General features: G+C 63.1%; 27 protein-coding genes and 1 pseudogene. 11 read left to right on the top strand and 17 right to left on the bottom strand.

Features of this window, described 5'->3' with window-relative positions; all coding sequences use genetic code 11:
- Positions 1–166: 166 nt before the first annotated feature.
- Positions 167–868 (bottom strand): Crp/Fnr family transcriptional regulator, encoded by a 702-nt coding sequence (locus tag HYH07_RS23635; RefSeq protein WP_220004744.1) that lies wholly within the window; start codon positions 866–868, stop codon positions 167–169.
- Positions 869–1,290: 422 nt separating this feature from the next.
- Between HYH07_RS23635 and HYH07_RS23630 the strand changes: the two genes are divergently transcribed.
- The 10 genes and pseudogenes from HYH07_RS23630 to HYH07_RS36625 all read left to right on the top strand — a co-directional run bounded on the left by HYH07_RS23630 (position 1,291) and on the right by HYH07_RS36625 (position 8,425).
- On the top strand, positions 1,291–2,610 hold the full coding sequence (locus tag HYH07_RS23630; RefSeq protein WP_220004743.1) for an MFS transporter: 1,320 nt from the start codon (positions 1,291–1,293) through the stop codon (positions 2,608–2,610).
- 204 nt (positions 2,611–2,814) lie between these two features.
- Entirely contained in the window at positions 2,815–3,114 is a 300-nt protein-coding gene (locus HYH07_RS23625) for a hypothetical protein (RefSeq protein ID WP_220004742.1), read from the top strand.
- Positions 3,115–3,691: 577 nt separating this feature from the next.
- Positions 3,692–4,053: pseudogene (locus tag HYH07_RS23620) on the top strand (hypothetical protein).
- A 62-nt stretch (positions 4,054–4,115) separates the two neighbouring features.
- Positions 4,116–5,036, top strand: coding sequence for a non-homologous end-joining DNA ligase (gene ligD / locus HYH07_RS23615; protein WP_220004741.1), 921 nt, complete (start codon positions 4,116–4,118; stop codon positions 5,034–5,036).
- Positions 5,036–5,254: a hypothetical protein gene (locus HYH07_RS23610; RefSeq protein WP_220004740.1), complete on the top strand. Its 219-nt coding sequence runs from the start codon at positions 5,036–5,038 to the stop codon at positions 5,252–5,254. The genes ligD and HYH07_RS23610 overlap by 1 nt, the downstream gene beginning before the upstream one ends.
- 80 nt (positions 5,255–5,334) lie before the next feature.
- Positions 5,335–5,700: a hypothetical protein gene (locus HYH07_RS23605; protein ID WP_220004739.1), complete on the top strand. Its 366-nt coding sequence runs from the start codon at positions 5,335–5,337 to the stop codon at positions 5,698–5,700.
- A gap of 445 nt (positions 5,701–6,145) precedes the next feature.
- Positions 6,146–7,036, top strand: coding sequence for an ABC transporter substrate-binding protein (locus HYH07_RS23600; RefSeq protein WP_220004738.1), 891 nt, complete (start codon positions 6,146–6,148; stop codon positions 7,034–7,036).
- Positions 7,037–7,402: 366 nt separating this feature from the next.
- Positions 7,403–7,924 carry a helix-turn-helix transcriptional regulator gene (locus tag HYH07_RS36740; RefSeq protein ID WP_220004737.1) on the top strand — a complete coding sequence of 174 codons (522 nt, stop codon included), beginning with the start codon at positions 7,403–7,405 and terminating at the stop codon, positions 7,922–7,924.
- A gap of 123 nt (positions 7,925–8,047) precedes the next feature.
- Positions 8,048–8,224: a hypothetical protein gene (locus tag HYH07_RS23590; RefSeq protein ID WP_220004736.1), complete on the top strand. Its 177-nt coding sequence runs from the start codon at positions 8,048–8,050 to the stop codon at positions 8,222–8,224.
- 66 nt (positions 8,225–8,290) lie between these two features.
- Complete coding sequence (locus tag HYH07_RS36625; RefSeq protein WP_283842850.1) at positions 8,291–8,425, top strand: hypothetical protein; 135 nt, start codon at positions 8,291–8,293, stop codon at positions 8,423–8,425.
- 289 nt (positions 8,426–8,714) lie between these two features.
- Here HYH07_RS36625 and HYH07_RS23585 read toward each other — a convergent pair whose 3' ends face one another.
- Genes HYH07_RS23585 through HYH07_RS23570 form a run of 4 tightly spaced genes read right to left on the bottom strand, consistent with a single transcriptional unit; the run spans position 8,715 to position 10,876 of the window.
- Positions 8,715–8,978: a hypothetical protein gene (locus tag HYH07_RS23585; protein ID WP_220004735.1), complete on the bottom strand. Its 264-nt coding sequence runs from the start codon at positions 8,976–8,978 to the stop codon at positions 8,715–8,717.
- Complete coding sequence (locus HYH07_RS23580) at positions 8,978–9,247, bottom strand: hypothetical protein (protein ID WP_220004734.1); 270 nt, start codon at positions 9,245–9,247, stop codon at positions 8,978–8,980. The genes HYH07_RS23585 and HYH07_RS23580 overlap by 1 nt, the downstream gene beginning before the upstream one ends.
- Positions 9,189–9,617 carry a hypothetical protein gene (locus HYH07_RS23575; RefSeq protein ID WP_220004733.1) on the bottom strand — a complete coding sequence of 143 codons (429 nt, stop codon included), beginning with the start codon at positions 9,615–9,617 and terminating at the stop codon, positions 9,189–9,191. The genes HYH07_RS23580 and HYH07_RS23575 overlap by 59 nt, the downstream gene beginning before the upstream one ends.
- Positions 9,618–9,619: 2 nt before the next feature.
- A complete protein-coding gene (locus HYH07_RS23570; RefSeq protein ID WP_220004732.1) occupies positions 9,620–10,876 on the bottom strand; it encodes a peptidoglycan-binding protein in 1,257 nt (418 codons plus the stop codon).
- Positions 10,877–10,980: 104 nt separating this feature from the next.
- Here HYH07_RS23570 and HYH07_RS23565 point away from each other — a divergent pair, with 104 nt between their 5' ends.
- On the top strand, positions 10,981–11,595 hold the full coding sequence (locus tag HYH07_RS23565) for a hypothetical protein (RefSeq protein ID WP_220004731.1): 615 nt from the start codon (positions 10,981–10,983) through the stop codon (positions 11,593–11,595).
- Here the strand turns inward: HYH07_RS23565 and HYH07_RS23560 are convergent.
- From HYH07_RS23560 to HYH07_RS23505, 12 genes are all read right to left on the bottom strand, one after another.
- Positions 11,588–12,781 carry a phage tail protein gene (locus tag HYH07_RS23560; protein WP_228749735.1) on the bottom strand — a complete coding sequence of 398 codons (1,194 nt, stop codon included), beginning with the start codon at positions 12,779–12,781 and terminating at the stop codon, positions 11,588–11,590. The two genes, HYH07_RS23565 and HYH07_RS23560, sit on opposite strands and share 8 nt — an antisense overlap.
- Entirely contained in the window at positions 12,778–14,004 is a 1,227-nt protein-coding gene (locus tag HYH07_RS23555; RefSeq protein WP_220004730.1) for a hypothetical protein, read from the bottom strand. Before HYH07_RS23555 ends, HYH07_RS23560 begins: the two co-directional genes overlap by 4 nt.
- Before the next feature lie 55 nt (positions 14,005–14,059).
- Complete coding sequence (locus HYH07_RS23550; RefSeq protein ID WP_220004729.1) at positions 14,060–14,842, bottom strand: hypothetical protein; 783 nt, start codon at positions 14,840–14,842, stop codon at positions 14,060–14,062.
- A gap of 10 nt (positions 14,843–14,852) precedes the next feature.
- Positions 14,853–16,439 (bottom strand): hypothetical protein, encoded by a 1,587-nt coding sequence (locus HYH07_RS23545; RefSeq protein ID WP_220004728.1) that lies wholly within the window; start codon positions 16,437–16,439, stop codon positions 14,853–14,855.
- 1 nt (position 16,440) lies between these two features.
- Entirely contained in the window at positions 16,441–16,917 is a 477-nt protein-coding gene (locus HYH07_RS23540; protein ID WP_220004727.1) for a hypothetical protein, read from the bottom strand.
- A 37-nt stretch (positions 16,918–16,954) separates the two neighbouring features.
- Positions 16,955–17,386, bottom strand: coding sequence for a hypothetical protein (locus tag HYH07_RS23535; RefSeq protein WP_220004726.1), 432 nt, complete (start codon positions 17,384–17,386; stop codon positions 16,955–16,957).
- A gap of 76 nt (positions 17,387–17,462) precedes the next feature.
- On the bottom strand, positions 17,463–17,855 hold the full coding sequence (locus tag HYH07_RS23530) for a hypothetical protein (protein WP_220004725.1): 393 nt from the start codon (positions 17,853–17,855) through the stop codon (positions 17,463–17,465).
- 10 nt (positions 17,856–17,865) lie between these two features.
- A complete protein-coding gene (locus HYH07_RS23525) occupies positions 17,866–21,405 on the bottom strand; it encodes a hypothetical protein (protein WP_220004724.1) in 3,540 nt (1,179 codons plus the stop codon).
- 15 nt (positions 21,406–21,420) lie between these two features.
- On the bottom strand, positions 21,421–21,609 hold the full coding sequence (locus tag HYH07_RS23520) for a hypothetical protein (protein WP_220004723.1): 189 nt from the start codon (positions 21,607–21,609) through the stop codon (positions 21,421–21,423).
- Positions 21,610–21,707: 98 nt separating this feature from the next.
- Positions 21,708–22,160, bottom strand: coding sequence for a hypothetical protein (locus HYH07_RS23515; RefSeq protein WP_220004722.1), 453 nt, complete (start codon positions 22,158–22,160; stop codon positions 21,708–21,710).
- Positions 22,161–22,317: 157 nt separating this feature from the next.
- Positions 22,318–23,820 carry a phage tail tube protein gene (locus HYH07_RS23510; RefSeq protein ID WP_220004721.1) on the bottom strand — a complete coding sequence of 501 codons (1,503 nt, stop codon included), beginning with the start codon at positions 23,818–23,820 and terminating at the stop codon, positions 22,318–22,320.
- Positions 23,821–23,892: 72 nt separating this feature from the next.
- Positions 23,893–24,207, bottom strand: a complete 315-nt coding sequence (locus HYH07_RS23505; RefSeq protein WP_220004720.1) for a hypothetical protein — start codon at positions 24,205–24,207, stop codon at positions 23,893–23,895.
- Positions 24,208–24,279 lie beyond the last annotated feature (72 nt).

The raw sequence follows: 24,279 nt of genomic DNA, 5'->3' as shown, positions 1-24,279 counted from the left end.
TTGCCTTCCGGTAAGCCGATTGAGACATGATGGTCGTCGCCGCGGTGAGGCGAGGCTACGCCCAGGAACCGCGCCGGGCGTTGAGTTTTGCCAATGTATGAAAAAAAATCGGGGCGGTGGGATCGGCCCATCGCATGCCACATTGCACGAGGAAGCCGGGAGTGGGCTACTCGCCCTTGATGTCGCGCACAAGCTTCTCTAGACGGCCGATGTCGGTGACCCGCAGGTTACGTCCCTCGCGACGCAACAGACCGATCGAAGTGAGACGGCTTACCTCCCGAGAAACTGCTTCTCTATGAGTGCTGACACGGTTGGCGATGTCGGAAAGCGATGGGGCCGGCGACAACAACGGTTGCGCTCCGTCTCTATCAGCCTCAGCCGCAAGACGGAGCAACTCCGCCTGAATTCGGTTTTGCACAACAAGCGTGCTGAACTCGAACACGCGTTGCGACAATCTTCTCAGTTCAGCCGCGACGTGGCGCAGCGTTGCCATTGCGACGCTTGGCTCTTTGAGCAGCAGATTTTCAAACTGACTAGAGGTCAGGGTCGCGACGGTCGCTGCCTCCAGTGCCTCGATCGATGCTGATCGTGGACTCCCGTCGATGGCAGAAATCTCACCAAAAATGTCGCCCGTCCTAAGGTCCCTGAGGATGATGGCTTTGCCACGTGCCGAGTGGATGATTGCGCGGACCCTGCCGGAGACAAGAAAGAATACATTGTTCGAAGGATCGCGATACCCGAGTATTTCTTCGCCGCGCTTGTAGGTATGCCATCTGGACGTCTTGGCGAGCTCCTCCAAAGATACCTGCGATAAGCCAGCCAGAATCTGAACGCGCTTTAGAAACTCCAACTGCTGACCCGGGTGCATGGGGCTCTCTGCCTCGGACGGGAAAATCTGGACCCCAACCGTCCCGCGTTGCGAGCACTGCTTCCAAAAGCAGAACAATCGAGGCAACACTCCGGCTCTTCTTGCCGACAAATCGTCATATTACGCCGTGGCTATCGCAACTGCGAGACGATAGCACTGACCAAAGCGAAATAACACCGACCAGAGCGACGTCCGAATGCGGCCAGGGCCCGTAAGGCTCTGGTTGAGAAAATGTCTTTCCCGTCGCCCCGCACCGAATCTTCCGAGTCGTGCCGGTTTGAGATTTGAGCACGTGCAGCACAGTGCGAGCGCTGAAGTCGATCCCTACTCAATTCGTCAGCGAGAGCAGATGGTAGCCACGTGCATTGGCGCGCCGCCAATGTTATCGTCGGCCGGGCGATGCCTGCACGGGAGGATCGTCAATGACCGCGGCCACCGCCGCACCGGTATCCGATCTCGAGCAACGCATTCAGCTGCGCCGGGCGGTCATCGCCAGCACGGTCGGCACGACAATCGAATATTACGATTTCATGCTGTACGGCCAGATGGCCGCGATCATCTTCGCGAAACTGTATTTTCCGTTATCCGAGCCGCTCACCGGGACGCTACAGGCGTTCGCTACTTTCGCGGTCGGCTTTGTTGCCCGCCCGATCGGCGCGGCGATCTTCGGCCATTACGGCGATCGCGTCGGCCGCAAGGCGGCGCTGATCGCGACCGTATTGCTAACTGGCGCGTCGACGTTCCTAGTCGGCTGCGTCCCGACCTATGAACAGATCGGCGTCTGGGGCGCGGTCTTGCTGATTGTCCTGCGGTTTATTCAGGGCATCGGCGTCGGCGGTGAATGGGGCGGCTCGGTGCTGTTGTCGATGGAGTGGGCGCGCACCAACCGGAATCACGGACTCATCGCAGCCTGGCCGCAATTCGGCGGGCCGGCCGGGTTCTTCCTGGCGACCCTGGCGATCCTGGCGTTCAGCCACATATCGGGAGAAGAATTCCTGAACTGGGGTTGGCGCGTCCCGTTCTGGCTGAGCATTGTCATGTTCGCTATCGGCTTGTGGATCCGTCTTGGCATCCTCGAGACGCCGATCTTCCAAAGGGTGATCGCCGAGGAGCGGGTGGCGCGCGCGCCCGTCGTCGAGGTTTTCAAACGGCAGTCGAGAGAGATAGTCCTCATCGCCCTCGTGCGCATGGGCGAGATGGCGCCGATCTTCGTCTACATCGCCTTCATTTTCCCCTACGGCACACAGGTCCTTCACCTGTCGCGCGACTTCATTCTGATCGTACTGCTGATTGGATCGTTCATATCGTTCTTTACGATCCCGTTAGCCGGCTATCTGTCTGATCGGCTCGGGCGCAAGCGGGTCTATGTGTTCGGTGCAGCCGCTACCGGGCTTTTCGCGTTTCCCTATTTCGCGATGCTCAACAGCGCCAAGCCCGGACTGGTGATCCTGGCGACCATCGTCGCAATCTTTTTCCACGATTTGATGTGGGGGCCTCTGGCGGCGCTGGCTGCAGAAGTGTTCACGCCGCGCCTGCGCTACAGCGGTTCCTCGATCGGCTTTCAACTGGCCGCAGTGGTCGCCGGCGGGCCGGCGCCGATGATCGCGACGGCGCTCTTGGCCGCCACCGGCTCGGGCTATGTCATCGCGCTCTACATCTTCGGCTGCGCGATCGTCAGCATTGTCAGCACAGCGCTCCTGCCGGACGTCAAGGATCGTGATTTCGCGCGCGATCACCTTTGACCCAATAGGTGGGTCCCAGCGCTTCAGCCAGCAAACGATGCGAACCCATACGTCGAGGTACGGCAGTGTCGCTGTCGCTTGCGAACCTTGAACCAAACTCAATCGATGAAGACAAATCTTCATCGAGATTGCATTGAGGCTCGCTCCTCAAAGCTAGCTCGTACATGCCTCTTGGACAATTTCACACAATGATGGAGGTAGCCAATGCCGATCGTTCAATTCACTCGCTTCAAGACCGAGAAGCCCGAGGAAATGACCCGGGTTGTCAGGCAGGCGAAGAAAATCTTCGAGAAACACGGCGCGGAATTTCTTCGGCTGTCCCGCTTCCACACAGGTCCATGGGCTGGAGAGTTGCTGGTGGCGACGCGCTACGCCAATTGGGAAGTTTACGGCAAAGTGCAGGAGGCCGTGTCAAAGGACGCGGAATTCGCGCAGGTGTATGCGGATGCAATGAAGATTGCGGAACTAACGGCCCGTAATATCGCTGTCAGCATCGATCTGTAGTCGGAGCGCCGCTCGGGGAAACCACGTCAAGCGAGGAGGCCGCCGGACACATTGCCAGCGGCCTTCTTTCTATTTCCATGGATTGCACTGCGTTACTCCGCGCCTCGCCAACCAAGACTCAGGGTCATGCGCGTCGGTCGGGGCGCATGCCAACCACTTGCGGTCGCCCTCGAAGAGCCGGAGCCAAGGAACGACCATTCGCCACGAAGTCAATTGAGTCTCAAGACCCTCGGATGTCCGGGGTGGGTCAAAAGCGGTAACGCTCAGAATGAGCCGAATAATTCTGCTTTGCTATCACAACCGGACATCCGCAAGGCACTCCGGGCTCGCTTTGTTTTCAGGCCGCCTTGCACAGCTGCCCTTTTCGTCTCTTCGCGCTCGGAACAAGCTCCGGCTTGCCGAGTTTTCCCAACGCCCTTTGCCCAAAGGGCGCCCCCAATGACCCCCAGCTCATCGCCCCCAACCCTGCGAGCTGGGGCCTTTCTTATTCAATCGGCTGCCCGGAAACCTTTGTCGCCGAACTGGCTTTTCCGACTCGCCGATCCTAAGCTCTGATCGGTCCTGCGGAGTAAGCGTCATGCGTTCCTCGCCCTCGATCGTGCCGGCCGATCGCCTCGACCGCGACATCTATCTGGTGCTTGAGGATTTTGGCGCACACGCCGGCTGCGCCTGGCGTGAGACGGATGAGCGAGACACCGATCGTGAGACAGTGCTAAGGGACATCATCTCCGGCCAGTATGCTTATCCGCTCAGGATCGTCGCGTTCAATACCGTCGAGGGCTGGTCCCGCGATGCCACCGAGGACATCGCCGATGCTCTCGCCGCACGTGCTGCTCGCGAAAGCGTCGATCTCTCGCCCGCACTCGAAGCTTCATCCAAGCCAATGCGCGCCGCCCAATTGCGCTGCAGCTCGCCCTACCGCTGCCAGGCGCCGCCTAACAGCGGAACGATTCCCCGCAGAAAGACTCGAATCGACGTGTGTGTTGCGTCGGAGTTCGTCAGTGGCGTTGCGTCGCAAAAAAAGGGAAGCGATCGGCATACGAGCGCCCTTCCCGGGCTTTATCGAGCCCGTGCTCGCCGAGCAGGTCGATCGCGTCCCGCGCGGCGATCGCTGGATCCACGAGGTCAAGTATGACGGCTATCGCGGCCAGCTGCACATCGCCAACCATGACGTCAGGATCTACACCCGGCGCGGGCTCGACTGGACCAAACGCTTCCGCAAAGTCGCCCATGATGCCGACCTGATCGGCGCCAGCTCTACCATCATCGACGGCGAGATCGTGGTGCCTGGCCAAGGCGGCAAGACCGATTTTGCCGTCTTGCAAAAGAGCCTGACCGGTAAGGCGGACAATCTCAAGATGGTCGCCTTCGACCTCCTCTATCTCGACGGCCGCGATCTCAGGCAGATGCCGCTTCTCGCGCGCAAGGCTGCGTTGAAGACGCTGCTCGCGGGAACGCCGATCGAATACAGCGAGCATTTCGATATGGACGGCGCCGAGCTCTACGCGCGCGTCTGCGCCGGCGAGCTCGAGGGTGTGGTGTCCAAGATCGCGGACTCGCCCTATGGCGGCCTGCGCGGCAATTACTGGGTCAAGACCACCTGCGCGCATCGCGAGACGCTGGCGATCGCCGGCTTCAAGATCAAGGACAACCGCTTCGACGGAATCTATGTCGGCCGGCAGGAGGGCGACAAGCTGCTCTATGCCGGCAAGGTCGAGCACGGCTTCGAGGACGCGGCCGTGAAGGATCTCCAGCGGCGGCTGAGCAAGCTGGTGCGCAAGTCCCAGCCGTTCGCCAAGCGCATTCCCAACAGCGGCATCTGGGTGGAGCCGCGCCTCAACGCCGAGATCGAGTACCGCGCCAAATCGGCGAACGGCCATTTGCGGCATCCGTTTTTCAAGGGCCTGAGGGAGGACCTGTGATGGCGCGCCTGTCCCCCGCCGAGCAGATCGAGCAGAGCTACGACCTCGCGATCATGGCGCTCGCCGACTATCTCACGCATAAGCGCGATGCGACTGCGACCGTTGATGCGCTGATCCGGATTCTCGATCGCGATGCCTTGCGCGATGCGATCACCGAGGTCCTGGTCGATTCCCGCGTGCATCCGCGGCCAAAAGCGGACCTTCCCCTCGTCCGGTAACCTCTCATTCACCAGATTATGGAACATTTCAGCCGCGCGCGGCCCTTGTCCCTGCGTTCCGCGCTGCCCCAGGACCGGCCATGCCCGCGATCGAGCTCGATGCCAAGACGCTCAAGGAGCGCTCCGAACTCTGCCTCGAGCTGCTGAAGCTCCGCAAGAAACACGTCAAGGACTTCGATCGCATCGATGCGATCAAGGAACGGCTGAAAGCCATCGCGACCACGATGGAGGTCGGCTTCAAGGAGGTCGATCAGAAGCTCGGCAAGGTCTCGGTCTCCCCCGAGAAGGCCGAGACGTTCGGCGGCGACTTCCCCGAGATCGACGTGCGCAAGCTGCAGGCCCTGCCCGACAAGGACCGGCAGAAGCTCTACGACGACGGCCTGATCGTCATCAGGTCGAAATGGTCGAAGCCCTATTACGGCCAGGTCACCGTCACCCTCTTTTGAGGACGAGCGTCATCATCACGGCCGGCCGGCTGCGCGGACAGTGCGGATCGATCGCGGGATCGCTCGAGGACCGCGTGAGCCGAGGTATCACCAAGGCGATCGTCCGGACGGACGCTGAGGTTGAGCTTCTCTCGGTCGAGAACGTGCGCCTCAATTGCCAGCTCGACCTGTTCAGGCCTGAACCTTCGGTTGACGTCAGCTCGCGAAGACAGAGCAGACCAAACCGCGGGAACCGATGACGTCGCAATCTGACCCATCTCTACCCATCTGCCGATCAACTGCTATGATGCATGGGCGACATGCCAATCACGATGCGGCGATGCCATAGTGCCTGCGAGGGATGGTCATGAGACGGCGCAACTTCGTCAAGCTGCTTTGTGCCGCCGGCGCAGGGTGGCCGCTCGCGGCACATTCGCAAGACAGACTACGGCGTATTGGAGTACTGTTGGGGCGCCCGCTTGCGGACCCCGAAGGAGAGAAACAGGCTCAGGCACTGGAGCAAGGACTTTCGCAGTTTGGTTGGAAGCGGGACCGTACTGTCCAGATTGAATACCGCTGGGCTGGTGGCGATCCTGAACGCGCCCGGATGTTCGCGAAAGAGCTGGTCAGTCAGCGGCCCGATGCCATCGTCGCCCAGAACACTGCCATAGTGACGGCATTACTGGGCGAGACACGCACCATTCCCATCGTTTTTGTGCAGGTTACTGATCCGATCAAAAGCGGCTTTGTTGCCAGCTTGGCCAAGCCCGGTGGCAACGCGAGTGGCCTCGTCGATCTGGAGCCCTCACTCGCGGGAAAGTGGGTTGATCTGCTGAAGCAAATCGCGCCCAGACTCGCGCGGGTCCATTGTATTTTCAACCCGGAGACCGCGCCGGGGGGCGGGTCGTATTACTTGCGTCCGCTAGAGGCAGCTGCAACATCCCTGGGTGTCGAACCGATGGCCGTGCCGGTGCGCGACGCTGCCGGGATCGAACAAGCGATTGCCGCGATTGCCGGCGAACCCGGTGGTGGGCTCGTGGTTATGCCAGATATTTTCAATGGCATTCATCATGAGCTAATAATCTCGACAGCCGCCCGAGACCGTGTTCCCGCAATCTATGCCTTTCGCTTCTTTGCTTCAGGCGGCGGATTGATGTCTTACGGCGTCGATATCCTTGATTTGTACCGGCGAGCCGCATCTTACGTCGACCACGTCCTGAGAGGCACGCAAATTGCTGATCTTCCCGTGCAGCTGCCGGTCAAATTTGAACTCGTCGTTAACTTGAAAGCTGCGAGAGCGCTTGGCGTCAATATCCCTTCATCGCTGCTCGCTCAAGCCGACGAAGTGATCGAATAGGCCCTTATTACGACGTATGAAGTCCGGATTTGGCCCATTCCTGCCGCATCCCACGGCCGAGGATATGTCGGGTGTCATGCGTAGACCGGGCGTATCTCAAACCGAGTCAAACCGTCGCGATTGAAGCATTGCTGACTTGCCCATCTTGCGTCCGGTCAGCCCACTAAAGCCAACTACCGTTTCGTGCACGAGTTAATCCAATTTTAACAGGCTGGGTCCACGATTTTGGTATGAGGGGTCTCGGCGCAATTATTGTTGCTCTCCTTCGCGCTCAATTTCGTGGACGAGCATACAACAATGGTCGCTATTCGCGAGCGGCGACTATGATGTTGGCGCACATCACCAGATCATTTGGTTGAGGGAGCAATGCGAGCTGCCCCACTTCCGTCGCGCAACCGGCACAGTTCAATCATTGCAGAGCTAGACGAACTGGTCAGCGCGCTGCCGCCATCGAGACCGCTCTACAGCAAAGAATTAGCTCAGCAAATTGGTACGTCAGTGCGAACGTTGCAGTCGGCATCGCTTTCCGCCCGCGGCATGAGCTTGCATTCCTATCTTCGTCTGAAGAGGCTATCAGAGGCGCGGCTGCAACTTTCGACGGGTGCGTTTAGCGTCAAGTCGGCGGCTCTTGCCAATGGCTTTTGGCACTTGGGGGATTTTTCGCGGGTCTACCGTAGCACTTTTGGTGAGATGCCTTCGCAAACGCTCGCACGGGCTCGAGCAGTGAACATTTTACCCTTCCGTGCGCCCAGAGAAAGCAAGCCGAAGGTGGTGCTAGTCTCGTCCCTTTCAAGACAACGTAAGCCTCGGCCTCTCTGCGGATCACGACAACGTTCGTTAATGGCCCGGCGGATTGGGCGACGGCATTGTCAAGAAACGTCTGGATGACGTGCTGCAAGCGCTTCTCGCGGCCTCGCGCCCGCGCTTGCAAGTTGATTTTGGAACTGTGCCAATTTACCCTTCTCAAGGCGGAGCCAACGGCGCCTTCGCCCCGCTAAGTGGGGTACGGCCATGAAAGATTATCTGGCACAGATCGAAAAATTACGAAAAGACGCTGCCGAAGCCGCTCTAATCCGAGATTTGGCGACGGACCCGCAAAAGCGTCAGGTATTTGACAGGATCGCGAGCCATCTCACCGTCCTGGCCGATCAAGTCGAGAAAGCGATGTTAGAGCGGAAAACTGGCTAAGTCAGTTGGCGCCCTCCCATTGATCAAACTCAATGGCTGGCCCGTTGTCCAAGAGACAGTCGAGCCATGACCGAGCCCGACAAACAGAGCGAGGTACCGGAAACCAAGCCCTCCCGGCTGGACGAAGCGCGACGCATCATCGAGGAGTATGCCGCCGATCTGCGGGAAATCATTCGGAAGTTCCGGCGCAAGATGAATTAAGGCCGTCTCAGTTGGCGCCTCTTTCAATTCAGTCGACGGTGACTTCCGATGCTGGCCCATCTCCGAAGTCGCGCCGCGTCTGCCGCAGGTCCGCCCATCGCGGTCGAGCGGACCAGATTGCTCTACCTGAGTTCTTCGTGTTTTGACCCGCTGCAGACCCACGCTCCGCGCGTCGATAGGTCCGCTTCCTGCGGAAGCGGCAGCAGACGAAACGTATTCGCGATCAAAAGAAAACGCCGCCGGCGCGGAAAGCACCGACGGCGTTGATGAGCTGATGCTGATTTGCGGATCAGTGTCCGAAGAACTTCCAGATTGCGACACCGGCGGCGCCGATCGAGGCCGCGTAGCCGACATATTTGAAGCCGCCATCGATGACGGCCTTGATGGTGCGCGCGCCCTTCAGCAGATCCACGAGCTCACCGAGCTTGGTCTCGATGCTTTCGAGGCGCGCGTCGCGCTTCTCGTCATTTTCGGCGCGCGCCCTCTCCCGCTCTTCGAGCGCGGCGATGCGCTCGACCTGGGTGGGCGGCCGCCCTGCTGGCACCACACGCATCACTTCGTCCCTTTCCCGGCATAATCGAGCCGCTGCCGGCGCAGGCATTGCTGCGTCAGCTCGATCACACCGTGCTGCTCGATCACGATGGCCTCGACGGCGAGAAAGGCCTGAATCGCGTCGTCGTTGGGCCCGAACGCCGGCAGCGGGATCCGCTCGAGCAGGTCCTCGCATGTCGTCGGCAATTCGACCTGGAGCGGCGGAGCGAGATCAGCGAGCCGCGGGGCGCAGGAGGCCAGCAGCATCACCGAGGCGGCAACGCCCAGCATTGCCGGACGCGGCCGGCGCCTTCCTCTTCGCATATTGGGTCACCTTGTCCTGGAGGGGAGCGTTCTCCTTGCGGAGCGCCTCGAGCTTCGGCGTGAAGAAATTGTTGAGGTCCTTCGCATTGTCCTTATCGCGCTGCGCAGCCTCGGCCACGGCTTGACGGTGATCGGCCTCGATGCGCGCGTCGCAATGCGCGACGTCTCCGCGATGCACATGCAGCGCCGTGAAGCCGATCGCGGCCAGAACCGCGAGGACCTTCAGACAGGTGCTGCAATGGAGCAGGTAGTCGAGCGCCTTGGCGCCGGCGGCAACGGTCGAGCCGCCACCAGGGATGAGCGCGATCGCGCCGGCGATCGATCCGAGCGACAGCATGGTCAGCGTCCCATGTTGGCGGCGGAACGGTGATCATCGAGCCTGGCCCTGGCGATGCGGCCGGCGTCGATCAGCACCAGAATGCCGACGACCGCGGCCGCCGCGCCGATCGGCAAGGCCCAGGCGCTCGAGAACACGGCTTTGAGCATGGGGCGGACCTGGTCGAGGATGCCGGCGGCCTGGTGCGCCTTGTCGATGCCGGCCTGGATGGCGTCGAGATCGAAGCCGCCGGCTTGCTCGGTGCCGACGCCGCCGAGCGTGGTCAGCCCCAGCGCCAGCTTCAGCTTGGCGAGCAGGCTGATCCGATCCGTTCCCGCGATGGTCCGGGAGCCGGCCTCGCGGAGATCTTGGACGGTGGCGGTGGCGCGCCCCTCGGCCACGGGAACGCCCGGAGAGCGCGCCAGGGCATCCCTGGTGGCCTTGTCGGCCACGCCAGTCGGCGGCAGGCCATGGTTGAGCTGCAGGGTCGCTACGGCGCCGCGGGTGGCCTCGTGGTATTGCCCGTCATCGCGGCCGACCCCGTAGCCCTTGGCCTTCAGCTCGGCCTGCAGGCCCTTCACCTGAAAACCCTGGTCGCCATAGCCGAGCTCGCCCTCGGGACGCGGCACCGGGGGCGGAAACAGCGCCGTCTGGCCGTGCTCAGCCATCAGGGCACTCTTCCAGCGCCGGGTAAGGTCCTCGCGCTCGGCGAGGCCGATAAAGCCGCCGTTGAGGTGATAGGTGACGGCGCGGATGTCGTCCTTCAGCGCGAACGGCAGGCAGCCGCACAGCACGAAGTCGATCACTGCACATTCGAGGAACAGATCCGGCCGGTTGACCAGGTCGGGATCGTTGAGCAGGTCGAGCGCGGTCTTTTGCGCCAGGCGGATGTAGCCGTCGTGGCCGGTGGTGTTGGTCCCGCCCCTGCCCCTGAACCAGAAGCCGTCATTGGAGCCCGGGCGGTTGCCCATGCGGCCGTTATAGACCTTGTTGGCCAGCTTCTGCGGGCTGTGCGCGAACGGAATGGCCTCCGCCAGCGATTTGAAGCGGCTCGGCCAGGTCTGGACTATTCCTTCGGGGGAATAGTTCAGGTTCTCGACGAGCTCGCGCCCGGCGCCGCACTCATGGGTAATCTGGCCCATGAAGATCGCGATCACCAGCGGCGTGAAGCCGTATGCGGCAAAGACCTGCGGCGCCTTGGCGACGATGCCGTCGCGCAGTTCCTGGTTGGCATGCGGCCACAGGCGCGCGAGCGCCTGGCCGAAGATGGTGTCGGTCATGGGGAGTCTCTCTGAGGTGGAAAAGCTCGATGGATGGTGGCATGCCCGCGCCGCTATGCTAGGTTGCAGCGTGGAAATATTCAGAAACAGGGGGCAGCACTTCAATGCTTGCTCGTCTTCTCCGACTTCTGCCGGCCAAGACGCTCGAGGGGTATGAGGATCCAGAGTTTGTTTCCGAAATCCTGGCAAAGACGATCGCAGCATCGCCGAGGGGACAATGGCCTGAAATCCGCGGCATCAGAACCGTTCTAGATTTCGGCGGGGCGTGCGGAATCCACTACAAACTGGCAAAGCTTCAGGAACCGCTGATCAGATGGGCCGTGGTCGAGACACCGTCGATGGCGCGCGCAGGATCAGAGCTTGCGACCGATCGCCTGCAGTTTTTCGATAGCATCGACGCAGCCGCAAAATGGCTAGGCGAGATCGACTTGATGCATTCAGACGGAGCACTGCAATATACGCCCGCGCCTGCCGAAATCGTTCGAAGCCTCGTGGGCATATGCGCGCACCGCATGCAGTGGCGCCGCTTATTCCTGTCAGAACGGCCAACGAGCGAGATCCAGCGATCAATGCTGATCGAGAATGGTCCGAGTTTCCGCTTCTCCACGAAGGCCGTTACGTACGAGCGCAAAAGCTTGTCACGAGACGAATTCCGAGGCGCTCATCGGGGCTACCGCGTTGAAGCGAGCGGCCCCGATTGGTTCGATTTCGTCAAATAACTCGAAGTAGCTTATTCGCGACAATTGCGGGGGGCACGATCGAGTGGGCGCCGCCCCCGGTATTGCTTGAGGTCACGTTGATTGTGTTGTCGCCGCTGAAAGAGTTGATTGAGTCCGGGTGCTGGTTGTTATTGGGGTAAGGGAGATTTTGCGGACCTGAACCGGAGGGGCTGTACCAATTCCATGTGGTCGCGGCACCCGGGACGTATTCACCGGGATTGCCGCTTGGGTAAACGGTGATGGAGTTGCTCCCGCTGGACTTAATGCCACCAGGCAGCTCACCCAGCGATAGGGTATGACTTTGGGAACCACCCGTTGCGCCGAGTGTGGCAGCGCTCGCACCAAAATAGCCCGACGTCAGGCGCGAAGCCGCCGCGCCGCCCATATCATCCCTGCCCGCGATAAACCGACCGCGAAGATCCGGAATATTGAAGGTGGTGCTACCGTCGCCCGCTCCGAAGGTCGTTCCGAGAATTGCGAATAGAGCCGCGTAAGCCGTGCGCGAAATCGCCTGGCCATACATCAGAGCAAAGGCAGTGCTGGGCGACGTGGCGCCCCAATAATCGATGCTGCCGCCGAGCGGCACGCCGTAGGCGTTGCCGCCCAGGCCATGGAGGTAAACTGCCCCGTCCGCGTTATTATATAAACCGATATATGGGGTACCCGCGACCAGGACGCCGGATTCCAAACCGACGCCCGTGGAAAGCCTCAGCGGCTTTGCGCCAAGTCCGTCGACGTTGAGCGTTGCGTTTTGCCCGTTGGTGGCGTGCGGCGTAAAGGCGATGATATTGCCGTCGAGCCGCGCCAGGCTGTCATACTTCCGGTAGCTTGCGACCGTATATGCCGTGGACGTGCCGCCCGTCACGATCGCGCCGGCGATGTCCTCGCGAAACATCGAGGCCGAGGCCAACGGCGAGGCCATGATTTCCTTGGTGCCGGCGCCGAAGCTGCCCTTGGTCTCCTCCACCGTCGTCAGCGTGATCTGGCCGGCGGCGCTGTAGGTGGCGATGCCGGTCCAGAACGCGACGCCGGGCTCGACCACGGTCACATAGGTCTGATCGCCGACGCTCATGAACGACCCGAACGTATTGTAGGAGCCGTCGGCGGCGCCGGCGAGCGCGAGCGGGCCGCCTCCGGACGTCGTCGAGAGCTCGAGGATGCGCGCGCGCGGGCGGACGAAAGTCATGCCATGTACTCCTCGGCCAGCAGCGAGCCGCCGTTGCCAGGATCGCTGGTGGTCGCCCACTGGCAGGTGTTGGTGCCGTCGCCCTTGAGCTGGACGTTGTAGGTCACGGAGGCGGCCGTGTTCGGAAGATCAAACGCCCACATCGCACTCGGGAGAACGACGGTGGTGCTGCTGCCCCAGGCCGTCACGCGCTGCGACTGGCCGATCTGGGTGCTGCCGCGCGCGAGCCTCACCGTCCCTGGATTGAGCGGTGCAGTTGCCGTCACCGCCCCCTGCGCCTCGACCTTGACCAGATTTGCCGTGGACTGAGGCGTGAACGATACCGACAGGGCGGTCGCATAGGACGTCGACGAATTGGACGTTAAGCTCGACGTTGCCGCGATTTCGCGGCGAACGACATCGCCCGGCCGCTTCGAGCCGGCCGTGAGCAGTTCGACCACGTCGGGCGCAACCCATGTTCCTGCCGTCGCCAGCGACGTCCAGCGCAGCCGGGCCAGGAAACGCCACGGCGCCGCGGTCGCGATGGCCACGGCCGAGTACCAGGTCTTGGAGGCGCCCGCCGGCACCGCCGTTGTGTACTTCTGGCCTTCGTCCGGACAGAACACCCCGTTGATGTCGGTGCAGTTGATGGCGGCGAGGCGCACCGTCCCGGCGTCATTGAACGCGGCGATGTAGACGTGAAGGCCGGCGCCGCTGGTGGCACCGAGCGCCTTCGTCGAGCCCAGCACCACGGAAAGCGCTGATGTCACGGCGATCCGCGTGTAATCGCCGGCCGTCAGCGTCGCGTTGCGAAAGTAGAAATAGACCGGATCGGCCGCGCTCGGATCACTGCCGGCGAGCGTCTTCACCGCGACCGTCAGGGCGCCGGCAGACGCCGAGGCGGTCAGGATGCCGTTGCTCATGCCGACCAGGTGCGGCAATCCCTGCTGCGCGACCGAGGCCGGAAGCGTCATGAAGACTTGCTTGGTCCCCGCGGCGGAAAACGATCCCTTGCTCTCGGCAACCTGCGAAACCGTGATCTCACCGGTGTTGGAATAGGTCAGGATCCCGGATTTGAACGCGATACCGGGCTCGACCACGGCGCCGAAGCAGGTGTCGCCGACGCTCATGAATGCGGAAAACGCATTGCAGGATGCGTCGACCGCGCCGGTCACGCTAAAGACGGACTGGCTGTTCGAGGTCGAATTCTCGAGCACGCGGTCATGATGCGGAACGAAGGCCATTTTTACCTCTCAGCGCTGTTCGCCACTGGGCTGTCGCGCCCGGGGCCCGCGCGCGTCAGATCCTCTCGTCGATCCGGAGCTGCTTGCCGAACAGCGGCTTGCCGTCGACGGCAAAGGCGTTCGAAAAGGCGACCGGCGTCTGGTCGGTCACCAGGCCATAGATCGAATCCCGCGCGAGATTGTCGCTGGCGGGATCCGTGATCATCAGCACGTTGCGCTTCCTGCCCTTGACGCGATCGAGCCGCTCGACGAGGCCATAGCGCTGCGCTGATGTCACGGCGTTGAACGACAGGCTGAGACGGCGAAAAGTGTTGTCGTCCCAGACCAGCGTCATGCCCGAAGACGTCGCGGAAATCCGGCTGCGGTCGACATGCTGGACGGTGTCGCCACCGGTGAAATTATAGGCGAAACTCTCGCTCAGGCCTTCAGTGAGGCAGCCGGCCTCGACATAGGAGGCATCGGGATCGCTGATGTCGAAGCGCGTGTAGCGCCACGCCGCCGGCGCCGAAAGCAGCCAGACGAATGCGCCATACGCGACGTCGAAGGACGGCGTGACCCCGTTCGCGATCATGCCGGTGTCGAGGATATCGCCGGCGATGCCCGACGCGTCGATCGACGACAGGCGAAGCCGCACCTGCGCATCCTCGGAACAGGTCAGGCCGCAGATCATCACGGTGTCGCCCGGCACGGCCGCGCCCTTGTCGGACACAAACCAGTCCGCCGAGGTCAGGCTGCGCCAGCGCTGCGAGGGATGCGGCGTCAGCAGCTTCGACGCCGGCATGGTCAGCGCCTGGCTCGACGCCGTGACCAAGGCGCCCTCGGCCAGGTTGTCGATCATGAGGCAGGCGTTAGCCATAAGCGGCGATCTCGACGGTATCGATAGCCTTGCCGGAAAAATCCATCTGCAACTTCCACTCGACGATGGTCATCAGGCGCCCGAACGCGAGGTCAAAGCGCGGATGCGTGACCTGGATGACGTCGCCCATCTCCCGGCGCAGCGCCCGGCGCGGCAACGGCATGCGGTAGATCGCGCGCGTCGTCTTGAAGAGGTCGATCAGGCGCGCCGCCTCGGTTGCGGCATCGGCCTGGTTCGAAAAATACGACTGCACGGGATCGCGATCCTGCGCGAAGGGATGGTCGAGCTGGATCGTGCCCGATGTCGCCTCGGCAAGACGATACGGCTCGGCGACAAAGGCCTTGCGCGCGGCCGAGACGGCGCCGGCAAGATCGGTCTGCACGGTCCAGCAGCGCTGGTAGGGAACGCGCCAGCGCCAGCGCGGCGGCCGATACGAATCCGGAAGCGGCTCGCGCTTGATATCGCCGCCGACCATGTCGGCGCGCGCGAAAGATGCGACGGGCACGCCCGACGGCGCCGAGAAGATCCGGACCTCGAAAGTGCCGTCGAGCCGGTGCCCTCCCCAGCCGCCGATGCCATTCATGATATTCTGGATGAAGCCCGCGACGGTGAGATTGTCGTCGGGCCCGATGAAATAGTCGATCGGCGCCGGCTGTGCCGCGTTCACCGCATCGAAGGACGAGACGTAGAGATCGGCAGGATCGGCCAGCACGGTGCGATGGCGCAGCGCCCAGCGGACGATGTCGGCTGTCCTGGTGAGGTAACCGTCGGTCGCATCGCCCTTGACGTCGGCGGTCACCGTGCCTGATGGGCTCGAGCCGAGCTTGAACAGGCCCGCGGCGAGGCAGGTCTTGAACTGGCCGGAAGTGACACTGGCTGCTGCCAGCGTTGCATAGTCGGCGACGTCGCCGGCGCCGGTGAGCGCGATGCCGCGATCATAGACCGTATCGATCGACTGCATCGCGCCGTCATGGGCCTGGTAGATCAGAAGGTTCGGAACGAGCAGCACCGGCGAGAGGTTGAGGGCATTGCCGAAAACCAGCGGCTTGCGCTTTCCGGCGAGATCCGTACCGCCGTCGACGCCGCCCGTGCCGCCATAGGTGTTGGGCTGGATCGGCACTTCGAGCTTGTAGGAGAAGTCCTCGAGGTCGATCGAGATCTGGTCGGTGTTGATGTTCCAGCCCGAGGCGGTGAGCCGCGCCATCTGGAACGCCGCCGCGTAGGCCTGATCGGCGCGGCCGATGCGGATGGTGATGGGCCGCCCGTCGATCGCATAGGTCTGCGGCAGGAAGTCGTACTCGGCGTCGGCGTTCGAGATGATGAGGTTGCCGGTGCCGGTGGTGAATTGCCCGATATCGTTCTGCATGATCGAACGCGAGAACGAGAAGCTCTGCAGCACGCCGCGAAAGGGCTGGTTCGCCGGCGTATCGGACGGCTCGGTCGCATAGCCGGCGGCGGTGGTGACGTAGATCTTCAGAGTCAGATCCGCCGACAGATCCATGGTCATGTCGAAATAAGCCCGCATGTCCCTCCGGTCGGCGGACCAGGGCAGCGCGCCCATCGGGGCTATTCCGTACATGTCACGACCTGTCCGTCAGCACCCAGGGCTCGATCTCGGCGAAATAGGCCATCGGGACTTCGTCCTTGGCCAGCATGACGTCCCAGGCGGTCGAGCCGCCGAGCGATATCTGCGCGCCGCCGGAGACGAACAGGCGCGCGCCACCGCCGGAGATCAGCACCACGCTCGCGGCGCCGCTCACAAGCAAGCGGCTTGCAGCGCCGCCAATGGGAACGAAGCGGCCGCTTCCGGCAATCGTCAGAATTGCGCCGGCGTTGCCCCTGGCGACAAAGCTGCCGCCGCCGGAGGTTCCGAGGCGCGCGGCACCAGCGCCCTTGAATTGGACCGCCGCCGCTCCGGCGCCGGCGAGGACTGCGGCCTGCGCGCCCTTGAACGAGGCGCTGCCGGCGGCGCTCGCCTGCAGTAGCGCCTTGTTGACTGCAAGGTGGGCGCCGACGTCGGAGAACGGCAGGCCGCTGAAGGGGCCGTTGAGGAACATGGCGGAGCTCCCTCGTGATCCGGAGGGGCTGTCCCGGTCAGGTTTCGGTGATGGTCGAGCCCTGCACCAGGACGGGCGGAACGCCCGAGCTCACGACGATGGTCGGCGACAACGCGCCGCTCCAGAGAATCTTGCCGGCGCCGCTCGCAGCCGTGCCGATCGAGGCATAGGTGGCGGTGCCGCCGGTGCCACCGCTCGAGATCGGGAAGTCGACATCGAGGGTCGGCGACACGGTCTGCCCGGTCACGGTCCAGCCGCCTGAATTGCGCGTGACGGCGACGCGCGCATAGCCCGTGTAGGAGATCTCGTTCGTCGCCTGGTTGCCGGCCGCGCCGGGATCGGCGGTGTGCAGCGCCACGTAGAGGTTGGTGAGCGGCGAGCTCGCGGCGTTGTCGGCGATGTTGGCGATCGCCGTGCCGTTGAAGACCAGCTTGAGAAAATCGTTGATGAAGGTGTTCGACTTGCCCATGCAAGGCTCCGTTCAAGGGGGGACGAGACGAGGGTTGGCCGGGGCTTCAGGTCAAGCGAAGCCTTGGCATCCGGCTCTAGGTGAGCCGGAGCCTGAGTTGCCCGACCGGGATCTGCAACGGCTGGCCGGTGGTGATGGTGCGCGGCATGGCAGGCACGCCGGGGCACAGCATGTTGCCTCCGGAGGGCGAGTCCTCGATGCCGAAATGGGTGATGGTGCCCCAGTCCGCCGTGGCGGGACCGAAGGTGATGACTGATGTGTTGACGCTGATCCCCGAGGCGTCAGCCGCGCCCATCACCCCTGATAGAGCGACACGCGCATAGCCGCCGGCAGTGACCTCGAATGCGTGCGAGCCCATGCCGCCCGGGTCGCCGCTATGGGCCGACAGATAGAGCGGCGGCGGCGCATAGGAGGCGACGCCGGTGAGATCGTCGATCATCTTCTTGCGCAGATAGCTTGTCGAGCTCATCAGCCTGCCCTTAACCCGTCCTCGCCGCCGGCCGCGTCGGCTTGGCCCGCGAATTCTCAACGGAGGCCTTGAGACTATCGAGCTTGGCCGTCAGCGCGTCGCGCAGGTCCCGGATGGCGGCGACGTCCGCACTGGCTGCAGAGGCGATGGCTTGCACCAGCGTCGAGGTCTGCTGCGCGAACAGCGCGGCATTGTCGTTGGCGGCCGGCTGTACGGTCGGGATCGACGTGCCGATCGGCGCCGAGACGGCCGGCGCGATCGTGGCCGTGGAGGTGGCGTTCGGCGCGGAGCCGGCCGGCTGCGAGCCGCCGGTGAGGCTGGCGAGCGCTGATGTCACGGCCTTGTAGATGTCGGCATAGCCGCTCGAGGAGGCGAAGTAGCTCTTGGCCTGGTTCAGCAGCGTGTCGGCATACTTGGTGATCGAGCCGATGGCGTCCGCGTTGCCGCCCTGGGCGAGCGCGAGCTGCTGGTTGAACTGGCCCTGCGCGGCCGTGAGCTGATCGTGCGGCGACAGGATCGAGTTCGAGCCGACCTGAAGCGATTGCAGATAGTCGCTGATGGTCTTGATCGAAGCCGTGACGTCGACGGTCGCCTGTTTCACGACGCCGGCGAGCTCGGGGAATTGCTTGATGAAGTCGGAGAAAGAATCCCCGACCAGGCCGGCATCCTGGACGATCTTCTGAGCCTCGGCCTGGAATACGGCGGAGATCTGCGACAGCACGGCCGGGTTGTTGCCGAGCTCGGCAGCATCGGCGAGGTCCTGTTGATGCTGCTTCAAGAGCGCAGTCGCATCGTTGAGGTAAGTCTTGCCGAGCGCGCTGTTGAGGCGCGTCGACAGATTGGACGTCAGCGTGTCCGCCGCATCCTGCACGAGCTTGGCGATCTGGGCCTTAACGGAGGCATCAATGCCGGAAAAATAGCCAGTCAGATCCCAATGGTTGGCCGTGTCGATCTGCGTCAGCGTGTCCTTGAGACCGGTCGCCTCGTCGTTCACGGCCTTGATCGACTTCTGCAAATCCGACAGCGGCGTGGTCTGCTCGAATTCCGAGACCACGCGCGCGGTGCCTTCGAAAAGCGTCTGCCCCAAGCTGGTGCGGGCGTCCTCATTCTTCGCCTTGCGCGCGGCCTCCTCGAGCGTCTGGAACGAGGACCAGAGCGACTGCAGCTGGTTGGTCAGCGGGCCGAGGTCCACGCCCTTGGCGGCCTCGTTGAACTTGGTGACCTGGTCGGCCATCTTGGCCCATTGCTGCTGGGCTTCCTGCAGCTCCTTCTTCGCCTTCTGGTCGCCTGCGAAGAGCGAGGCCCCGAGGGCCCCGATCCCTTCGATGCCGCCCTGGACGAAATTGCCCGAAAGAATATCGGTGATGGCCTTGTCGCCGAGCTTCGAGGCGAGCTGGCCAGCGGCATCCGTCAACGCGTCCATCGCCGATTTGCCTGACATCAGCCCGCTGACGAAGGTTTTCGCAAAGTCGATCCCGGCGTCGCGGCCCTCCTTGATGGCGTTGTTGACGCGCATCGCGGCCGCTTCCGACGAGGCAAGCGCCGCGGGGACGTCGTTGCCGTAAATCCCTTTCAGCTGCTGTGCGATCTGCAGGTCCTCAGGGCTCAGGAACATCGTATCGCGGCTGTATTTGATCTCGGCCGCGACCTTGGCCTTCTCCAGTGCCTGCGCGGCGTCCGAGGCCTGGTCGCCGAGCTTCTGCATTTCCGCGGTCAGCTCGGCCGTAACAGGCGTGCCATCCTTGATCGCAGCCGCCGTCAGCTGCGCCACCACCCTCGCCTTTTCCTGCTGCGCGACGCTCAAGCCGACCGTATCTGCGGACGCCTTGGTGACCTCGATGTATTTCAGCACGGCTTCGGTCGCGCGCTGATAGGCGGCGGTGGTTTGCTCAATATCGTCGGGCTTGGCCGTCTTGGACTTGTCCGGGCGCAGCTGCTCGGACAGCGCGGTGGTCTGATCACGGGCGGCAATGACGTTATTCGGATTGGACAAATCCGATGCCAGGCGTGCGCGCGCCGCGGCCAGCGTATTCGTCGCGGTTCCCTCACCGCTATTCAGTGAATTGTAAAGCGCTGATCCGCCGACAATCAGCGGGCCAAACCCGGGAATGGCACCAGCTGCGACCGTGACGCTCGCGGCCGAACCTCTGGCGAGGAAGTCCCAGAATTTCTGCGGAATCTTGTCATAGATAGCCTGCCCCAGCCGGAACACAGCGTCGACGGCCTGCGCGATCGCCGAGACGATGTTGACCCAGATCGTCTGCATCTTAATGCCGAGCTCTGTCAGCACGTCCTGGATCGGGTGCCAGCGCTGCTCCAGGATCTTGACGGCGGCATCCCATTGCAGCTGCAGCGCGACCGCGCGATCGATATCCTCCTGCTTGACGAGATCCGTCTGCGAGACCTCGTCCATGCTCTGCTTGATTTTGGCGAGATAGCCGTCGTCCTTGGCGAGGTTGGCGGCGACCTGTGGCCCGAAGATGGTCTTGACCACGTCGATCGCGGCGAGCTTCTCGCTGGCGGCCGTCGCCTGCCGATAGAAATCCAGCACGGCCGCAAACTGCTGCTCGGCGGTGGTTGCCTGCTTGATCGCGGTGATGCCGCTGTTGCCCTTGAAATTGCCATAGGAGACCAGCTTTTCAATTTCGGCGATGGCATCGCTGCCGCCGAGCTTCGGCGCCAGCGCCTCCTGCATCTTGCTCAGTGCAGTGGTGAGGCTATCGACCGGAATTTTGGCGTCGGTCGCGGCCTTCGTCAGCCGCTGCAGGAAGTCTGTCGACACGTTGATCGAAACGGCTCTCTCGGCAAGGTCAGTGTATTCCTTCAGCTTGGCACCGCCGAGCTCCCAGGCCTGGCCGACCAGCTTGATCGCATCATAGAGCAGCAGCACCTGCCCGACGATCGGCAGGAAGCGCGAAATGACCGTGCCCGCGAGGCCCAGAATGGATGCGCTGATGCCGGCGACGGTGGGGGCGAAGGCCTCCAGCGCCAGGCCAGCCGACCGGGCATACGATGTCAGCCCCAGGAATGCCGGCGCAACGCGTTCGACGACGCCGGCGACCGTGATGAGGCCGGTGCCGGCCAGGTTCACGCCGCGCACGATGCCCGTCGCAACGGCTTCCAGCGCCACGCCGGCGCCCGCTAGCGCTGGGCCGGCGAGTTCGTTCACCACGCCGCGGAAGGCCGGCGAAAAGGCGTAGGCCGCCTCGGCTGCCTGCCGCATATGGTTTGCGACCTCGGCCCACTCGATCGCGTTGGCCTTGGCTCCCGCAGTGTTGTCGTTGGCGGCGACGCCAGCCTGCTGCAGCGCCTGGCTCTGCCGCTGCAGGGATTCCGTGATCTGCTGCTGAAGCTTGACGTTGTCGTTGAGCTGGGCGCCGAGCTTGGCGATCGCGGCCTCGGCGAGAGCCGCGCTGGTGCCCGACTTCGCTATCGCCGCGGCGGTGCTGTCCGATGCATCGGAAACCTGGCCATAGGCGCGCGCGACCTGGTCCATGCCCTGGACCTGGCCCTTCACCGTCACCTCGCGAACGACCTGCTGGATGTCCATCGCGCGCCTATGACCTTAAGGTTTTGGCTTGTTGAGGATGGCGAGCTCATGAATGTCGAGCTGGCCAACGATCCCAACGAACCGGTCGAATTCACAGAGATCGTCGATGCCGTAGCGCTCGGCGAAGCTCACCATCGCGGCAAACGGGATACGGCCGGTGTAGACCGCCCCGAAACCGATCGAGACGGGGCGGTCACCTCGCAAGGCACGAAGCCCTGTGAGATATGCGGCCGCCTCCGGCAGGAGATCCGGCGGGTACCAGTGCGCCGGATGCTCGAGGCCTTTCTCGTCGTAATTCGCCTTCAGGAGCTCGACGTCGCGGCCCCACTCGCGCTCCCAGTCGAGGAAGGCAATGAGTTTCCCACGATCGCCTGATTTTCCGCGGCGACGCCCTGCTGGACGCGCTTGGCGGCCGCGACGACGCCGTCGCGGAAGACCTTGTATTTCGGGTTGATCAGCACCTGCTCGGCGTAATCGGCATCGAAGGGCAGCTCGGTGTCGCCGCTCTGGTAATTCTTCCAGCCGAACAGAATGGTTCGCGCGATCGCGCGGCCCAGCACCCGGCCGTAAGCGGCCGGGTCGACATTGCCGTCGGCGCGAAGCGCGGGCGGCAGCGCGCGAATGCCCTTCTGCATCGCCTTCTCGAACGCCGGGTTGTCCCAGGGCGCCACCAGCACCTCGAGATCGCCGAGCTCCGGCAGATCCTTCTGCCACTGCTGGCCGTCGACGACGACCACAACGCTTTCGATATCCATGTCATTCCTCGTGGGGTTTGATCGCGCCATCCCCGCGCGATGAGGGGTGGCCGGGCAGCCCCACGACTGCCCGGCCGGGCCCGGCGCGCCGCCCCGGGGAGGAAGGCGGCTCGACGGGCGTCGCTTCGCGCGTGGGGGCGCGTTCGAAAGTGCGGAGTTACGACGGCATGTACCAGAAGCGGCCGATCGACATCGTGTAGCCGAGCGTCGGATGCGGCTCGGCGTCGAACGGGCCCGAGACCTTGCGCGCCTGGTTGGACGCGCCGACGGCCGAATTCGGCGTGATGCGGATCGCCGGAACGTCCCAGCGGTAGCCCTCCTTGTCGCCGGAATTGTTGCCGGTGAAGGTCGTGAAGGACGACAGCGTGTTGTTGATGCCCTTCGCCATGATCGAGGGATCGGCGAGATAGGTATCGACGTTGCCGGATCCCGTGAACGCGCCCACATTGGTCGCCGACGAGCCCAGGGGACCGACCACCGCTTCGCGGCCGATGTTGTTGGCGATCTTGATCGATCCCGAGCTCATGCAATTGACGCCACCCATCAGCGTGACGCCGCCTTCGGTCAGATCGCCGACATTGGTGGTGCAGGTCATGGTGCCGTAGGCGGGCGGAGCAAGGTCGGTCGAGCTCGCATAGCGAACGGTCCCGATCGTGTCCGCCTGGTTGCCGACAAGATCAAAGGACACCGTGATCTCCTTGCCGCCGGCCAACGTCATCGTGTAGCCGTTGATCAAGGTATCGTAGAAATATTCGTACATCGTCGAAGCGACGCCGGTCTGCTGGCTTTCCCAGTCGAACGCCCAAATCGTGGTGCCGTTCGCCATGAAGTCGCCAGTGTAGACCGCGATGGTCTTGCCGGTGCCAGCATCGGCGGCAAAGCCTGATGGCACCACGTCGAACGATAGCCGCTGCGCCGCGACACCGCCCTGCGCGATGCGGGCCCAGCCATTGCAGCCCGCGGTCGCGAACTTGTTGCCAGCATTGGTGATGTCGCCGATCCAAACCCAGCGGCCGCTGCCGACGCCGTTGCCGAGCGTTGTGAAATCGAGCGCTGTCGAGGTCAGGGCATTGCCTCCCGTGGTGGCGGCGACGAGGTCGCCGGCCGCGCCCTGAAAACCCACCACGCGGACGCTGGCGCCAACCGGGATCGGGTTCGTTTCGGCCGTGAACGTCGCGGCCGGGTAGACGATTGTGGTCGCCGTGTTCGACGAGACACGCGCGATCTTGTTATTGCCGGCGGTCGGGAAGCCAAGCGTGCGCGTGAGGTGACCGGTCTTGAAGTTGGCGCCGCCGGCGGCCACCGTCATCGTGGTCGCCGAGAGGTCGCTGATCTCGGTGTCGAGCGTCACGACCTTGATGAATGCCTGCGTCAGCCACTGGCTTTTCATCATTGCTTCGAAAAGATCGTCGAGATGCTGAAACTTCAGCTCGGTCGCCACCGAACCCGCGTTCGAGAGATCCGTGAGGAAGGTGCCCGCGGCCTGGCCGTCGCCGCGGCGGTCGTTGCTGCGGCCGCGAGTCGGCGAGGCCTTCAGGCCGAAATTGCCGTTGCGGAATTCCTGCCAGGCGGGGCTCGTCGGGCGCACGCCATAGTTGGCCGCGGGCTTGCGCACATAGGACTGCTTGGTCTGGTTGGTTGAGGGGACAAGGCCGCTCATAGGGCGAACTCCTTCGCGGTGGACGGATGGTGGCGTTGGGGAAAAGCCGGGCGCGCGCCGATCGCGGCGGCGCTACTTGACGAAGTCGAACTTGAACTTCGAGACGAACGGCACGCGGTAGCGGTTGCCGTTCCTGTTGTTGTCATCGAAGACGGGCGCGGAAACCTCGCCGGTCTCGACGATGCCGCTCAGCATTTGGGATCTGAAGAGGTCGCGCAGCTCGTCGGCCCAGGTCTGAACCTGCGCTTTCCAACCCGGCTGGAACGCCGCGACGGTGATGATGAAGCGTGCGCCGCCGGTCTCGCGATAGACGGCAGGCTTGCCGACACTGATGCGGGTCTCGACGCTGACCGGATACTCGATCTCGATGAACGGAGGTTTCGGCACCTGCGAAACCACGTTGAGATCAACGAACGGACATGATCCCAAATTGGACCACGTCGCCAGTTGTGCCTCATA

The organism is Bradyrhizobium sp. BR 10261, from assembly GCF_019455395.1.
Taxonomy (GTDB): domain Bacteria; phylum Pseudomonadota; class Alphaproteobacteria; order Rhizobiales; family Xanthobacteraceae; genus Bradyrhizobium; species Bradyrhizobium manausense.
Note: the sequence above shows the minus strand (reverse complement) of the source record. Positions and strands in the feature narration are given on the sequence as shown.

Bases quoted from the DNA above. Each gene is read 5' to 3' on its own strand.
- HYH07_RS23635 (WP_220004744.1), bottom strand. From the start codon at position 868: ATGCACCCGGGTCAGCAGTTGGAGTTTCTAAAGCGCGTTCAGATTCTG.
- HYH07_RS23630 (WP_220004743.1), top strand. From the start codon at position 1,291: ATGACCGCGGCCACCGCCGCACCGGTATCCGATCTCGAGCAACGCATT.
- HYH07_RS23625 (WP_220004742.1), top strand. From the start codon at position 2,815: ATGCCGATCGTTCAATTCACTCGCTTCAAGACCGAGAAGCCCGAGGAA.
- HYH07_RS23610 (WP_220004740.1), top strand. From the start codon at position 5,036: ATGGCGCGCCTGTCCCCCGCCGAGCAGATCGAGCAGAGCTACGACCTC.
- HYH07_RS23605 (WP_220004739.1), top strand. From the start codon at position 5,335: ATGCCCGCGATCGAGCTCGATGCCAAGACGCTCAAGGAGCGCTCCGAA.
- HYH07_RS36740 (WP_220004737.1), top strand. From the start codon at position 7,403: ATGCGAGCTGCCCCACTTCCGTCGCGCAACCGGCACAGTTCAATCATT.
- HYH07_RS23590 (WP_220004736.1), top strand. From the start codon at position 8,048: ATGAAAGATTATCTGGCACAGATCGAAAAATTACGAAAAGACGCTGCC.
- HYH07_RS36625 (WP_283842850.1), top strand. From the start codon at position 8,291: ATGACCGAGCCCGACAAACAGAGCGAGGTACCGGAAACCAAGCCCTCC.
- HYH07_RS23585 (WP_220004735.1), bottom strand. From the start codon at position 8,978: ATGCGTGTGGTGCCAGCAGGGCGGCCGCCCACCCAGGTCGAGCGCATC.
- HYH07_RS23580 (WP_220004734.1), bottom strand. From the start codon at position 9,247: ATGCTGGGCGTTGCCGCCTCGGTGATGCTGCTGGCCTCCTGCGCCCCG.
- HYH07_RS23575 (WP_220004733.1), bottom strand. From the start codon at position 9,617: ATGCTGTCGCTCGGATCGATCGCCGGCGCGATCGCGCTCATCCCTGGT.
- HYH07_RS23570 (WP_220004732.1), bottom strand. From the start codon at position 10,876: ATGACCGACACCATCTTCGGCCAGGCGCTCGCGCGCCTGTGGCCGCAT.
- HYH07_RS23565 (WP_220004731.1), top strand. From the start codon at position 10,981: ATGCTTGCTCGTCTTCTCCGACTTCTGCCGGCCAAGACGCTCGAGGGG.
- HYH07_RS23560 (WP_228749735.1), bottom strand. From the start codon at position 12,781: ATGACTTTCGTCCGCCCGCGCGCGCGCATCCTCGAGCTCTCGACGACG.
- HYH07_RS23555 (WP_220004730.1), bottom strand. From the start codon at position 14,004: ATGGCCTTCGTTCCGCATCATGACCGCGTGCTCGAGAATTCGACCTCG.
- HYH07_RS23550 (WP_220004729.1), bottom strand. From the start codon at position 14,842: ATGATCGACAACCTGGCCGAGGGCGCCTTGGTCACGGCGTCGAGCCAG.
- HYH07_RS23545 (WP_220004728.1), bottom strand. From the start codon at position 16,439: ATGTACGGAATAGCCCCGATGGGCGCGCTGCCCTGGTCCGCCGACCGG.
- HYH07_RS23540 (WP_220004727.1), bottom strand. From the start codon at position 16,917: ATGTTCCTCAACGGCCCCTTCAGCGGCCTGCCGTTCTCCGACGTCGGC.
- HYH07_RS23535 (WP_220004726.1), bottom strand. From the start codon at position 17,386: ATGGGCAAGTCGAACACCTTCATCAACGATTTTCTCAAGCTGGTCTTC.
- HYH07_RS23530 (WP_220004725.1), bottom strand. From the start codon at position 17,855: ATGAGCTCGACAAGCTATCTGCGCAAGAAGATGATCGACGATCTCACC.
- HYH07_RS23525 (WP_220004724.1), bottom strand. From the start codon at position 21,405: ATGGACATCCAGCAGGTCGTTCGCGAGGTGACGGTGAAGGGCCAGGTC.
- HYH07_RS23515 (WP_220004722.1), bottom strand. From the start codon at position 22,160: ATGGATATCGAAAGCGTTGTGGTCGTCGTCGACGGCCAGCAGTGGCAG.
- HYH07_RS23510 (WP_220004721.1), bottom strand. From the start codon at position 23,820: ATGAGCGGCCTTGTCCCCTCAACCAACCAGACCAAGCAGTCCTATGTG.